This is a genomic window from Pantoea sp., assembly GCF_028283705.1.
In the GTDB taxonomy this organism is placed as follows: domain Bacteria; phylum Pseudomonadota; class Gammaproteobacteria; order Enterobacterales; family Enterobacteriaceae; genus Pantoea.
The window spans coordinates 501,717-514,932 of record NZ_JAPWKD010000011.1 but is presented as its reverse complement, the minus strand read 5'-3'; the positions used below and the strand labels follow the sequence as shown (position 1 = coordinate 514,932).

The following is a 13,216-nucleotide window of genomic DNA, read 5'->3' as shown; positions in this document are numbered from 1 at the left end:
TTATACCGGAGTGACAATTTTTCCGGTGGCGAAATAAGACAACAAATTCTCCAGTACATTATTCGCCATCTGTTCCCGCGTTTCATAAGTAGCACTGGCAATATGTGGCATTAATATCACATTCTCCAGCGCACAAAGTGCCGGGTTAATAACTGGCTCCTGCGGATAAACATCCAGTGCCGCGCCTTTAATTATTCCCTGCTGCAACGCCGTAATCAGATCGGCTTCATTCACCACATTGCCACGCGCCACATTGATCAGCACACCCTCAGCGCCAAGTGCTTTCAGCACCGTTTTATCGACGATATGCTGATTCTCCGCACTGCCCGGCAAGGCCAGCACCAGAAAGTCACTGAATGCCGCCAGTTGTTCAATATTGTCACAACGGCGATAGTTCACCGCTTTGGCACTGCGGGCGGTGTAAGCCACCTCCATGCCAAAGGCTTCTGCACGACGGGCGATGGCCAGACCAATCGCGCCAAGCCCGGCGATGCCTAACTTTTTACCACTGACTTTGCTGGAAAGCGCCGGAGACTGCACTTCCCACTGCCCGGAGCGGGCAAACTGATCGTAATGCAGCAATTTACGGGAAAAGGCCAGCGTCAGCCCCAGCGCCAGATCCGCCACATCTTCAGTCAGAATATCTTTGGTGATACTCACCTGAATCTGGCGGGATGCGGCATTAGCGAGATCGATACGATCGGTACCAACACCAAAAACGGCAATCGCTTTACAAGCGGGTAATTGCGCCACAAGCGCATTTTCCACCCCCACATCACCCCGGGTGACAATTGCCTCGATTGATTGTCCCTTTCGCTGCAAAAATAACGCCGGGTCAGCATGTTCATATAAACGATGGCAGTGAAAATGTTGCGTCAGCTTTTCATCCAGCTGCGGCATCAACGGCTGAATAATAAGGATTTCAGGTTGTGTGGTTGGCATTTTTCTTTCCGCAATAAAAATGGGTTGATCCTCAGACTAACGGATTAACGTTATGTTACGGCGAGTGGTTACGTATTTCGTCGCAGCGATCACGTTAGCCAATATGCTATTTGGGGCCAGCCATAAGCAGAGTCTCTATACAAATCGCTTCGCTTATCTGGCGAACTCTCCCTGTGCGGTCTACGGTTAAAAAAACCACAAAGACTTAACAACCTTTGGAACATGCTATGACCGCCCGTGTCGATACCCTTGCCAACTCGTACAGCGAATTGCACCGCCTGCAACAGCGGTTGCAGTCACACCTTGAGCAGCTGCTGCCCGGCGGACAGCAGGCTGATCGGGTACGGGCAGCCATGCGGGCAGGCACGCTCGCTCCCGGTAAACGCATTCGTCCCCTGCTGCTGTTGCTGGCTGCGCATGATATGGGTTGTGATACGCAACAACCCGGCCTGCTGGATCTGGCTTGCGCAGTGGAGATGGTACATGCCGCCTCGTTAATCCTTGATGACATCCCCTCGATGGATAATGCCCAGATGCGTCGGGGCCGCCCCACCGTGCACCGCGAATTTGGCGAGAATGTGGCGATCCTCGCAGCGGTAGCCTTACTCAGTCGCGCTTTCGAAGTGATCGCACTGGCACCCGGCCTGGCAGCAAAACATAAATCCGCCGCCATTGCCGAACTCTCCTCGGCAGTAGGTTTGCAGGGACTGGTGCAGGGGCAATTTCAGGATCTGCATGATGGCGCACACGCACGCAGCACCGCAGACATCGAACTCACCAATGAACTCAAAACCAGCGTGTTATTTCGCGCCACGCTGCAAATGGCAGCAATCGCCGCCAACGCTTCGCCATCGGTACGACTCAAGTTGAGTTTCTTTGCGCAGGATTTAGGTCAGGCCTTTCAGTTGCTTGATGACCTCGCCGATGGCGGCCAGCACACCGGTAAAGATCGCCACCAGGACCAGGGCAAATCCACGCTGGTAGCGATGCTGGGCGCAGAAGGTGCCGAGCGCCGCTTACGTGACCATTTGCGCAGCGCCGATGCCCACCTGGCCTGTGCCTGCCATCGCGGTATGGCCACCCGCCAGTATATGCACGCCCTGTTTAATCAACAGCTGGCGAGGTTCAACTGACCAGCCGCTATGATGTGATTCTGGTGGGTGCCGGGCTGGCAAATGGGCTGATCGCTCTGCGGTTGCACCAGCAACACCCAACGCTGAAATGCCTGCTGCTGGAGAGCCAGCCGCAGGCAGGTGGCAACCATACCTGGTCATTTCATCAGGACGATTTACAGGCCGACCAGCATCGCTGGATCGCGCCACTCATCACCTCTCGCTGGTCGGGTTATCAGGTGCGTTTCCCGGCATTGCAGCGCAGCCTGCCCGGTGATTATTTCTCTATCTCTTCGGCCACCTTTGCCCGCCAGCTGCGTGCCACATTCGGCGATGATTTATGCACCGGCTGTGCCGTGCAACAGATTATCCCCAACAGTGTCACTCTGGCGGATGGCCGTCAGTGGCAGGCTCCAGTGGTGATTGACGGCCGTGGCGTGCAATATTCCCCGCATCTGTCCCTCGGCTATCAGGTGTTTGTCGGGCAGGAATGGCAGCTGGCGCAGCCGCATGGGTTGACCCAACCGATATTGATGGATGCCACGGTGCCACAGCATCAGGGTTACCGGTTTGTCTACACCCTGCCACTCAGCAGCGACCGGCTGTTGATTGAGGATACCCACTATATCGACACCCCACTGCTGGCGCAGGAAGTGGCCCGGCAAAATATCGCCGATTATGCCCGGCAGCAGCGCTGGCACCTGAGCCTGCTGATACGCGAGGAACGCGGCGCTTTGCCCATCACCCTGAGCGGAGATATTGACGCTTTCTGGCAACAGCAGCGTGGACAACCCTGCAGCGGTCTGCGTGCCGGATTATTCCACGCCACCACCGGCTATTCATTACCCACGGCGGTAACACTGGCGGAACATATTTCCAGCCTGCTGCCCACCGATGCCGCTACGCTGAGCCAGCATATCGAAACCTTTGCCCGGCGACAGTGGCGTCAACAACGCTTTTTCCGTCTGCTGAATCGCATGCTGTTTCTTGCTGGTCAGCCCGATCAGCGCTGGCGGGTGATGCAGCGTTTTTACCAGCTGAATGCCGGATTAATTGGCCGATTTTATGCCGGACAGCTGACCCTCACCGATAAGGCACGCATTATTTGCGGTAAACCCCCGGTCCCACCAGGTGCCGCATTGCGCGCGCTGCTGACGACACAACCGCAGACAGGGAAGAAACCATGAAACGCACTTACGTGGTGGGCGCAGGCTTTGGCGGCCTGGCGCTGGCGATCCGTTTACAGGCAGCCGGCATCCCGACCACGGTGCTGGAGCAGCGTGATAAGCCCGGTGGACGTGCCTATGTCTGGCAGGATCAGGGATTTACCTTCGATGCCGGGCCCACGGTGATTACCGATCCCACCGCAATCGAGGCACTGTTCACGCTGGCGGGTAAATCCATGCGTGATTATGTCGAGCTATTGCCGGTGACGCCTTTTTACCGTCTGTGCTGGGAAGATGGCCGCACGCTGGATTACGACAACAACCAGACCCGACTGGAGCAGCAGATCGCCACCTTTAACCCGCAGGATGTGGCCGGATATCGTCAGTTCCTTGCTTATTCACGCGATGTGTTTAATGAGGGTTATCTGAAACTCGGCACCGTACCCTTTTTATCGCTGCGCGCTATGCTGCGCGCTGCACCGCAGCTTGGTCGTTTGCAGGCGTGGCGCAGCGTTTATAGCATGGTGGCGAAGTTTGTGCAGGATGATCATTTGCGTCAGGCCTTTTCTTTTCACTCACTGCTGGTGGGTGGTAATCCGTTTGCCACATCGTCGATTTATACCTTAATCCATGCACTGGAGCGTGAATGGGGTGTGTGGTTTCCGCGTGGTGGTACCGGCGCGCTGATCAACGGCATGGTGAAGTTATTGCAGGACCTTGGTGGCGAGCTACTGCTGAATGCCCAGGTGCGCAGGCTTGAAACTGAGGGCGATCGAATTCATGGCGTGCAGCTGGTTGATGGACGACATTTTGCCACCGCTGCGGTGGCTTCAAACGCCGATGTGGTCCATACCTATGCCAGCCTGCTGGCGCATCACCCCGTTGCGGCAAAACGCGCGGCGGCGCTGAAACGCAAACGTATGAGTAACTCGCTGTTTGTGCTGTATTTCGGTCTGAATCAGCCCCATCCGCAGCTGGCACATCACACAGTATGTTTCGGCCCACGCTATCGCGGATTGATTGATGATATTTTTCACAGCAACCAGCTTTCACAGGATTTTTCGCTGTATCTGCATGCCCCCTGCTCCAGCGATCCGCGCCTCGCGCCACCGGGTTGCGGCAGTTTTTATGTACTGGCTCCCGTGCCACATTTGGGCACAGCGGATATTGACTGGCAACAGGAAGGCCCACGTTTGCGCGATCGTATCTTTGCTTATCTGGAGCAGTACCAGATGCCGGGCTTACGTTCGCAGCTGGTCACCGAACGCATGTTCACACCTGTTGATTTTCGCGACACGCTGCACGCCCATCAGGGGTCGGCGTTTTCGCTGGAGCCGATCCTGACGCAGAGCGCCTGGTTTCGGCCACACAATCGCGATGCCGCGATTCACAATTTATATCTGGTTGGCGCAGGCACGCATCCCGGTGCCGGAGTTCCCGGGGTGATTGGTTCGGCGAAAGCCACTGCGCAACTGATGCTGGAGGATCTTGCCGGATGAGTATGCCGTTAATGGCGCACGCCACCCATACCATGGCTGCTGGCTCAAAAAGCTTCGCGACTGCCGCCAAACTGTTCGATGCCTCAACGCGCCGCAGCACGCTGATGCTGTATGCCTGGTGTCGTCATTGCGATGACGTTATTGATGGTCAGACTCTGGGAGCGCCTGGATCGCAGCATGCTATCGATGATGCGCTGGCACGCATGGCGCATCTGCAACTGGAAACGCGCCGGGCCTACAGCGGTGCCAGCATGGCAGAACCGGCGTTTGCCGCCTTTCAGGAGGTCGCACTGATGCACCGGATCCCAGCGCAACTGGCCTTTGATCACCTCGAAGGTTTTGCGATGGACGCACGTCACCAGCGCTACCTGAGCTTCGACGACACCCTGCGTTATTGCTATCACGTCGCGGGGGTCGTGGGTTTAATGATGGCGCGGGTCATGGGCGTGCGTGATGAAAAGGTATTGGATCACGCCTGCGATTTAGGGCTGGCTTTCCAGCTGACCAATATCGCACGCGATATCGTCGAGGATGCACGCAATGGCCGCTGTTATCTGCCCGAGGAGTGGCTGCAACCGCTGGGTTTGCGCAGCGATAATCTGGCCGATGTGCAACATCGTGCGGCGATTGCCACACTCGCCGCACGCCTGGTGACGGCAGCAGAACCTTATTATCAGTCAGCGCACGCCGGGTTAGCGGGGTTACCGCTGCGTTCAGCCTGGGCGATCGCCACTGCTCACGGCGTATATCGTGAAATTGGCATGAAAGTGTTGCAGGCAGGCGTGCAGGCGTGGGATTCGCGCCAGCATACCAGTCATGGGGAGAAACTGGCGTTACTGCTCAGGGGGGCCGGGCTGGCAATCCGATCGCGGCTGGTTTCGCCTGCGACCCGCCCGGCGGGGCTATGGCAACGACCAGGACAATAACGGCAGCGTTGTAATCATTTAAGGTGGTTTTTTCGTCCCTGTCGCTGACGCAACGCTGCCTGTAGCTTAGGTAACGGCGGCGCATATAAAAAGCCAAAGGAGACACAGCCTTCGCGTCCACGCACCGCATGATGCATGCGGTGCGCCATATACAGACGTTTGAGATAGCCGCGGCGCGGAATATAGCGGAACGGCCAGCGTTGATGAACCAGACCATCATGCACCATAAAATACAGCGCACCGTATACCGTCATACCCGCTCCAATCCACTGCATCGGCCATAGCCCCTGCACGCCAAACAGAATCAGCACTATCGCCAGCAGGGCAAACGCCAGTGCATAGAGATCGTTGAGTTCAAATTTGTTGTCGTGCGGCTCATGATGCGATAAATGCCAGCCCCATCCCCAGCCGTGCATGATGTATTTATGTGTCAGCGCGGCAACCACCTCCATCAACACCACGGTGGAAAGCAGGATTAGCGTATTCAATAACCAGAGCATCATCCGTCCTTCTTTGTTAACGGGTCAGTATCCTTACTCAAAATAGCCCAGATTTCTGTCAGAGGCTGTCTTCCCCGGCCGCTAAATCTCTAGCCAGCATGGTCACTTCCTCTTCTGTGGGTTGTTCCCCGAGATAAGAAGCCATTGCTGCCCGGCTTAAGTTATTTTCATCATTTTCACAGCGGATAGATGTGCCATCTGGCCTTGTACCATGATAATAAACCTGTTCGTTTTCCTGCCATTCTCTCAAAATACACAAGACTCTGACGGTTCCACGCATAATGGGTGCATCTAGCTGCGCATCGAAATCTTGCCGGGTTGCAATACTTACTCCTGTTGGATTGAAGCCACGCAGAAATTCTCCATTTTCATCTTCGATAGAAACATACCAGCCCTGTTTTATTGCCAGATTCGCCAGGCGACTATCCGGTTGTTCCGGAGTCACTTTTACCTTTTTACTTCTTGGTTCATCGTTCCCGGCTGGCTGATTTGTCGTTGCCTGATTAAACCAATTCATACGTTGCACCAGTTCGATTGCCAGCATTTTATAAAACGCCACAGATCCGGGGATATTTCTGTAGTGCATCGACTTTCTGACGAGTATCCTGACCAGGTGTTCGATGTCACCCTGGCGTGGGATGGGTGAAGATCGTCTAAGATAACTACGCAATAAATCGACCCAACAATGAATCAACTTATCTTTCCATATTTCTTCATTATTTTTAGTGTTATAAAAATCATAAGTATAGGGAATGGGCAGAATACAGGTTTTGACATAGGTCGCGGGCAGATTACCTCGCTCCATCAGCCAGGTTAAGATGCAGTTAATCGTGCCTATCACATGTGCAGAGTTTTTTGACTCATTGCGATAAAGCCGATCCATCATCCTGGGAAGTTCACCCCCCATTAATGTTAACCATTGCGCCGTTTCGACAGGATAAGGCAACGCGATGCTAGCCAGTTTTTTCATTATTCCATTGGCAGCCCTGAAGTCCGTTGTAATATCGCTCATAACATTACAAATGGTATTCAAATGCAGGTTAATCGATGTTCTGTCTTTAATCTCTTCTATTTTAGCCATAACCGATGCAGGATCAGCCGTTGAACGCGCCTGTGGTGGCAATCCTTTAAGAAACTTATCATAGCCGAGTTTCATTACCAGCATACTTAATAAATCAGAGGTTCTGCTGACTAACATATAACGCAGCAAGTCATTATTCTCCACAGACTCTGCCGCCTCCGTAGAAGTGGTGGCGTTGAAGATATTTCTCAAAGGTAGTTCAGGATAGCTACCCCTGAGCATTTTCATTGTATTATTAAAATAAGCTTCCCGGACGTGAAGGTTATGCCCAATACGTGCCACTTCATTAATCAACGCTTTTTGCAATTCATCGACATCACAAATCTCCTGCTCATTACATCCCTGCGGCATAAGATAGATAAAATCAAAGGCCGGATTTTCAGTTGTGAACATATGACCCACTTCATGGACCACATTCTTGAAAAACTCAGCAATGCTGGATGTCGATTGATTGTGGGCAAACCATATTCTGTTATGTGGATCCTGCGGTATGGTGGCAGCAGCCATAATACTTCCGGGCGGAGTTTCCACAATCGCGAATTGGTTTTCATTGATTTCACCCGGCAGGTAAGTGGCGGCCTGGCGCGACATCGATTGCACCTGCGCTAAGAAGTCGCGATAGATAGCAAAGTTAACCCTTTCAGGACGGATACCCGTGCAAAATGCAATCGCATCCATCACTTCTCCAACATACTCCGGGTTTTTTATTTTCCTGAAAACTTCACCCACAACTTTATTCACTAATTCCAGCGCGGGTCGCAAATTAGGCAATTGCGCGTACACGCCCGCACCACGGGTCAAAATCACCATGCGCTGTTGTTGTTGCGCATAAATTTCACACGGATCACCCTCACCTCGGTAAGGAAATTTCGCTGTGGCAACACTTGCCGGTGGCGTATCTGCGACGCGGGATAGTTGCTGTTGCGATGTGCTGGCTCCGCTATTCATGTACTGCATTTTCAGGGTGTCATTTTCTCTAATCCCCTCGACTGGTGGATGCTGAGATATGACTCCATTTACATCGCTGATGTTAATGCGAGATAACTGTTTCCGTGACTTATCTAATGCTGACGACCATTCATGAGTCGGTTGCGCGCTTATTCTGATGGATTTCACCTTTCCCAAACCACGTTGATGTCCTTGCGAATTCGCAGCCAGAATAGCGCTGACTGTTGACGGTTTACGGCCATCAGGAGCGGTGTTCTTAGCTTTAGTTAAAAAATGATTCCGGAATATTTTTTGCTCAGAAAGGAGCGTTCCATCCCGAAGCATTGAATTCCGGGATAATATATTTACCGGCTTCGCAATAGTAGTATCAGAATAAATTCTTTCTCGCTGTGGTAACGATGAAGATATTGCTGTGCCCGAAGGGAAAACCTGATTAACTGCACCTGTCATTCTGGAAACAGGAAGTTGACGCATTTGCGCTGAAGGCTGCATAAACCCGCGCCCAGTCACTGGCACGATGGCGTTATTATCTGGCATAATATAAATACCCTACTGACTGAAGATGAAAGTTATTCAGGCCATCCTTATTGCGCCTGGTTCTTATTCCTGTAATAACCTTCCCTCAAATTCGCTTATTCCAGCAAGCATTTATATCCGAAATAGTGAAGGTAGTCGCGAAATTATCCGAAGAAACAAAATCGTTTCATATTGATAACGCTGCTGAATTTTATAATTAACCTCGATCTTCCTTTCCCAGCATCGTTTTCAGCAATATCACCACGTCGCTTTGCTGCTGTTCTCCGAGCCGGGAAAGAAAAAAAGTATCTACTTGCTCCGCAATCGGCCGGGCTTCACTTAATGCTTTTTTTCCTTCTGAGGTCAGGAAAATAAACCGGCGGCGTCGGTCACTGGTGCCCTGCTGCCGTTCAATCAGGTTTTTCTTCTCCATCCGCACCAGTAATTCTGCCAGGGTGGCCTTGGTACTCAACGCGGCCTCGGTGAGATCGAGTTGCTCAATCCCCGGTTGTTCCTCAACTGCACACAACACCGCATATTGTTGTTTGGTCAATTCCGGCAGCGATTTCTGCCATAAAGCGGTGTGCTCCTGAAGCAGTTCCCGCATCAAATGAAAAAATACATTACCCAATTCTTTTTGCATGATGTCGCCTGCGGCTGAAATGAAGATGCTTAAGCGATTGATTGTAATGCAACAAGTGCTGGTAGCGCCAATCCGCTAAGCTTATCCGGTTTTGAACATAAAATTCGTATACGAATTTTTTTACCCCAAACGCTTGCATAGCTCCCATTGCGGCTGTTAGTTTAACTACAACGTTCGTATACGAACAATATTCTCAGAGGATATTATGAGACTGATTGTTGGCATGACCGGAGCCACCGGTGCTCCCCTGGGTGTTGCACTGCTCCAGGCACTACAACCCATCAAAGAGGTGGAAACCCATCTTGTGATGAGCAAATGGGCAAAAACCACCATTGAACTGGAAACCCGCTATAGCGCACGCGATGTTGCTGAGATGGCAGATGTCGTGCATAGCCCGGCGGATCAGGCCGCTTCCATCTCTTCCGGTTCTTTTCGCACCGATGGGATGATCATTATCCCCTGCAGCATGAAAACGCTGGCCGGTATCCGTTCCGGTTATGCCGAGGGCCTGGTAGGACGTGCTGCCGATGTGGTGCTCAAAGAAGGTCGTAAGTTGGTGCTGGTGCCTCGTGAAACCCCGCTCAGCACCATTCACCTCGAAAATATGCTGGCCCTTTCTCGCCTCGGCGTCGCGATGGTGCCACCGATGCCCGCTTTTTATAACCATCCCGAAACCATTGATGACGTCACTAACCACATCGTAACGCGCGTGCTCGATCAGTTTGGCATTGAGTTTCCCAAAGCCCGCCGCTGGCAGGGTTTACGCGCAACCAATTCACAAGATGTCCTGAAACAGGAGAGTTAAGAATGGCCTTTGATGACCTGCGTAGTTTTCTGCAAGCCCTTGATGAGCAAGGGCAGCTACTGAATATTAAAGAAGAAGTTCAGGCCGAACCTGATATCGCCGCTGCTGCCAATGCCACCGGGCGGATTGGCGAAGGCGCGCCTGCGATTTCATTCACCAATATAAAAGGTTTCAACCACGCGCACGTGGTCATGAACACCATTGGGTCCTGGCAAAACCATGCGATTTCGCTCGGATTACCCGCCAATACGCCAGTCAAACAACAGATAGACGAATTTATTCGCCGCTGGGACCACCTCCCGGTCGCCCCGGAGCGTCGGGAAAATGCCCCCTGGTCGGAAAACACCGTGAATGGCGACGACATCAACCTGTTCGATATTTTGCCGCTGTTTCGACTGAACGACGGTGATGGCGGCTTCTATCTCGACAAAGCCTGTGTCGTTTCACGCGATCCGCTTGATCCCGACCACTTTGGCAAACAGAACGTCGGCATCTATCGCATGGAGGTCAAAGGCAAACGTAAACTGGGTTTACAGCCGGTGCCAATGCACGACATTGCCCTGCATCTGCATAAAGCCGAAGAACGTGGCGAAGACCTGCCGATTGCCATCACCCTGGGAAACGACCCGATTATTACCCTGATGGGTGCCACACCATTACGCTATGACCAGTCTGAATATGAGATGGCAGGCGCGTTGCGCGAAAGTCCCTATCCCATCGCTACTGCCCCGTTGACCGGCTTCGACGTCCCCTGGGGTTCAGAAGTCATTCTGGAAGGGGTGATTGAAGGACGTAAACGTGAGATTGAAGGTCCGTTTGGCGAATTTACCGGCCACTATTCTGGTGGGCGTAACATGACGGTGGTACGCATCGACAAGGTTTCTTATCGCAGCAAACCGATCTTCGAATCGCTGTATCTGGGTATGCCGTGGACAGAAATTGATTACCTGATGGGACCGGCGACCTGCGTACCGCTTTATCAACAACTGAAGGCCGATTTCCCGGAAGTGCAGGCGGTGAACGCCATGTACACCCACGGCCTGCTCGCCATCATCTCCACCAAAAAACGTTACGGCGGCTTTGCCCGCGCGGTAGGGCTACGCGCCATGACCACTCCTCATGGGCTGGGCTACGTCAAAATGGTGATTATGGTTGATGAAGATGTGGACCCGTTCAACCTGCCCCAGGTGATGTGGGCGCTGTCATCAAAAGTTAACCCGGCCGGTGATTTGGTTCAGTTGCCAAATATGTCGGTACTGGAACTGGACCCCGGCTCCAGCCCTGCGGGTATCACTGACAAACTGATTATCGACGCCACAACGCCGGTTGCGCCGGATACCCGTGGTCATTACAGCCAGCCGGTGAAAGATCTGCCGGAAACCGCCGCATGGGTGGAAAAACTTACCGCCTTACTGGCGAATCGCAAATAAGGAGCCACAAATGATCTGTCCACGTTGTGCTGACGAACATATTGAAACGATGGCAACATCTCCGGTGAAAGGAGTCTGGACGGTATTCCAGTGCCAGCACTGCCTGTACACCTGGCGCGATACCGAACCCGCCCGACGTACTCAGCGCGAGCATTACCCGGAAGCCTTCCGTATGACGCAAAGTGATATCGACAATGCGCCGGAAGTGCCCTCCATCCCGCCGTTACTGGCCAAATAATCAAGGCCGCTGGCGGGTGCAGGCCCGCCATTTATGTTTAAGATGATCCTTTACATCCCCTTCCGGCCTCGTTAGTATCACCGACTCCCAACGGCAACCTGCCGTTGCGTAAGCGTTAACGTCAACCAACGCACCATGAGCAGAACTGTTCTGCCTTTTTCTATGGTGCGAAAAATTGACCCAGACTGTTTTCTCTGTAAACCCTGCCCTGCGCCGCTCCGGCTTTTTCCTGTTCCTGCTGCTATTGACTGCGGCCAACCTGCGCACGCCGATCACCGCCACCGGGCCGGTGCTGGAAAATATTCGCCTGACCTTTAGCCTGAGTGCCAGCGCCGCAGGCGTGCTGAATTTCCTGCCGCTGCTGATGTTTGCCACTCTCGCCCCACCCGCGGCCTGGCTGGGCAACCGTTTCGGACTGGAGCGAAGTTTATGGGGGGCGCTGCTGTTGATTACGCTGGGCTCGCTGCTGCGTATCAGCGGCAGTGAAAACGCGTTATGGGCCGGTACGCTGTTGCTCAGCGCCGGTATCGCCGCCGCCAACGTCTTACTGCCACCGCTCATCAAGCGCGACTTCACCGCTCACACCGCGCGTTATATCGGCCTTTATGCCACCACCATGGCGATCACCGCCAGCATCGCTTCAGGCGTGGCGGTGCCACTGGCGCAACTCACTGGTGCAGGCTGGCATCTGGCCCTGGGCGTCTGGTTAGTCCCCGCTGTCTTCGCGCTGCTGGCCTGGCTGCCACTCCTGAAAAAAACCGCAGCACATCCTCATACCGCATCAGCCCAATCCCTGACACGCTCGCCGTGGCGTTCCGCCATTGGCTGGCAGGTGTCGTTATTTATGGCCTGCCAGTCGCTGACCTTTTACACCCTGATTGGCTGGTTCACCCCCTTTGCGCAGGACAACGGTATCAGCCAGCTGGAAGCCGGTGGGATGTTGTTCGTCTATCAAATTGTGGCGATTGTCGCCAACCTGGCCTGTATGAGCGCGCTGAAAAAATTCCGCGATCAACGTGCCATTGGCTTTGCAGCTTCGCTGGCGATTTTTATTGCGGTAACCGGCTTACTGCTGGCTCCGTCGCTGGCCCTGCTGTGGCTGGTACTGGCAGGTCTGGGGGCGGGTGCATCAATGGTGATTTGCCTCGCGTTATTTAATCTCCGTACCCAGGATCATCGCCAGGCATCGAAGCTATCGGGGATGGCACAATGCGTAGGATATGGTCTGGCGGCGCTGGGGCCGCTGTGCTTTGGCATGTTGCACGACGTCAGCGGCAACTGGCTGCTGCCGCTGACATTGCTGGTGGTGATTGCCGCGATACAAATGGTGATGGCACCCCTGGCAGGCCGGGCGCGCCATCTCTGATCGGGCCAGTACGCAGCTTGCGCTTCCTGTCGTTCCAGCTCGCG

General features: G+C 53.6%; 12 protein-coding genes. 8 read left to right on the top strand and 4 right to left on the bottom strand.

Features of this window, described 5'->3' with window-relative positions:
* Positions 1–942, bottom strand: coding sequence for a 2-hydroxyacid dehydrogenase (locus tag PW844_RS09320; protein WP_299450628.1), 942 nt, complete (start codon positions 940–942; stop codon positions 1–3).
* Positions 943–1,169: 227 nt separating this feature from the next.
* Between PW844_RS09320 and PW844_RS09315 the strand changes: the two genes are divergently transcribed.
* Genes PW844_RS09315 through crtB form a run of 4 tightly spaced genes read left to right on the top strand, consistent with a single transcriptional unit; the run spans position 1,170 to position 5,645 of the window.
* Positions 1,170–2,075 carry a polyprenyl synthetase family protein gene (locus PW844_RS09315; RefSeq protein WP_084880489.1) on the top strand — a complete coding sequence of 302 codons (906 nt, stop codon included), beginning with the start codon at positions 1,170–1,172 and terminating at the stop codon, positions 2,073–2,075.
* Complete coding sequence (gene crtY, locus PW844_RS09310) at positions 2,072–3,241, top strand: lycopene beta-cyclase CrtY (protein WP_299451124.1); 1,170 nt, start codon at positions 2,072–2,074, stop codon at positions 3,239–3,241. The genes PW844_RS09315 and crtY overlap by 4 nt, the downstream gene beginning before the upstream one ends.
* Positions 3,238–4,719 (top strand): phytoene desaturase, encoded by a 1,482-nt coding sequence (locus PW844_RS09305; protein ID WP_299450626.1) that lies wholly within the window; start codon positions 3,238–3,240, stop codon positions 4,717–4,719. Before crtY ends, PW844_RS09305 begins: the two co-directional genes overlap by 4 nt.
* Positions 4,716–5,645 carry a 15-cis-phytoene synthase CrtB gene (crtB, locus tag PW844_RS09300; protein ID WP_299450624.1) on the top strand — a complete coding sequence of 310 codons (930 nt, stop codon included), beginning with the start codon at positions 4,716–4,718 and terminating at the stop codon, positions 5,643–5,645. Before PW844_RS09305 ends, crtB begins: the two co-directional genes overlap by 4 nt.
* A 14-nt stretch (positions 5,646–5,659) precedes the next feature.
* Here crtB and PW844_RS09295 read toward each other — a convergent pair whose 3' ends face one another.
* The 3 genes from PW844_RS09295 to PW844_RS09285 all read right to left on the bottom strand — a co-directional run bounded on the left by PW844_RS09295 (position 5,660) and on the right by PW844_RS09285 (position 9,333).
* Positions 5,660–6,145 (bottom strand): sterol desaturase family protein, encoded by a 486-nt coding sequence (locus PW844_RS09295; protein WP_299451122.1) that lies wholly within the window; start codon positions 6,143–6,145, stop codon positions 5,660–5,662.
* A 58-nt stretch (positions 6,146–6,203) separates the two neighbouring features.
* Complete coding sequence (locus tag PW844_RS09290; RefSeq protein WP_299450622.1) at positions 6,204–8,711, bottom strand: hypothetical protein; 2,508 nt, start codon at positions 8,709–8,711, stop codon at positions 6,204–6,206.
* A gap of 196 nt (positions 8,712–8,907) precedes the next feature.
* Positions 8,908–9,333, bottom strand: coding sequence for a MarR family transcriptional regulator (locus tag PW844_RS09285; protein WP_299450619.1), 426 nt, complete (start codon positions 9,331–9,333; stop codon positions 8,908–8,910).
* A 205-nt stretch (positions 9,334–9,538) separates the two neighbouring features.
* Here PW844_RS09285 and PW844_RS09280 point away from each other — a divergent pair, with 205 nt between their 5' ends.
* From PW844_RS09280 to PW844_RS09265, 4 genes are all read left to right on the top strand, one after another.
* Entirely contained in the window at positions 9,539–10,138 is a 600-nt protein-coding gene (locus PW844_RS09280; protein ID WP_299450617.1) for a non-oxidative hydroxyarylic acid decarboxylases subunit B, read from the top strand.
* Between the two features lie 2 nt (positions 10,139–10,140).
* Entirely contained in the window at positions 10,141–11,568 is a 1,428-nt protein-coding gene (locus PW844_RS09275; RefSeq protein ID WP_299450615.1) for a non-oxidative hydroxyarylic acid decarboxylases subunit C, read from the top strand.
* Between the two features lie 10 nt (positions 11,569–11,578).
* On the top strand, positions 11,579–11,806 hold the full coding sequence (locus PW844_RS09270) for a non-oxidative hydroxyarylic acid decarboxylases subunit D (RefSeq protein WP_299450613.1): 228 nt from the start codon (positions 11,579–11,581) through the stop codon (positions 11,804–11,806).
* Positions 11,807–11,981: 175 nt separating this feature from the next.
* Positions 11,982–13,172 (top strand): MFS transporter, encoded by a 1,191-nt coding sequence (locus PW844_RS09265; protein ID WP_299450610.1) that lies wholly within the window; start codon positions 11,982–11,984, stop codon positions 13,170–13,172.
* Positions 13,173–13,216 lie beyond the last annotated feature (44 nt).

What these genes read in the sequence shown, in the direction of transcription:
- PW844_RS09320 (WP_299450628.1), bottom strand. Translation starts at nt 942, where the DNA reads ATGCCAACCACACAACCTGAAATCCTTATTATTCAGCCGTTGATGCCG.
- PW844_RS09315 (WP_084880489.1), top strand. Translation starts at nt 1,170, where the DNA reads ATGACCGCCCGTGTCGATACCCTTGCCAACTCGTACAGCGAATTGCAC.
- PW844_RS09305 (WP_299450626.1), top strand. Translation starts at nt 3,238, where the DNA reads ATGAAACGCACTTACGTGGTGGGCGCAGGCTTTGGCGGCCTGGCGCTG.
- crtB (WP_299450624.1), top strand. Translation starts at nt 4,716, where the DNA reads ATGAGTATGCCGTTAATGGCGCACGCCACCCATACCATGGCTGCTGGC.
- PW844_RS09295 (WP_299451122.1), bottom strand. Translation starts at nt 6,145, where the DNA reads ATGCTCTGGTTATTGAATACGCTAATCCTGCTTTCCACCGTGGTGTTG.
- PW844_RS09290 (WP_299450622.1), bottom strand. Translation starts at nt 8,711, where the DNA reads ATGCCAGATAATAACGCCATCGTGCCAGTGACTGGGCGCGGGTTTATG.
- PW844_RS09285 (WP_299450619.1), bottom strand. Translation starts at nt 9,333, where the DNA reads ATGCAAAAAGAATTGGGTAATGTATTTTTTCATTTGATGCGGGAACTG.
- PW844_RS09280 (WP_299450617.1), top strand. Translation starts at nt 9,539, where the DNA reads ATGAGACTGATTGTTGGCATGACCGGAGCCACCGGTGCTCCCCTGGGT.
- PW844_RS09275 (WP_299450615.1), top strand. Translation starts at nt 10,141, where the DNA reads ATGGCCTTTGATGACCTGCGTAGTTTTCTGCAAGCCCTTGATGAGCAA.
- PW844_RS09270 (WP_299450613.1), top strand. Translation starts at nt 11,579, where the DNA reads ATGATCTGTCCACGTTGTGCTGACGAACATATTGAAACGATGGCAACA.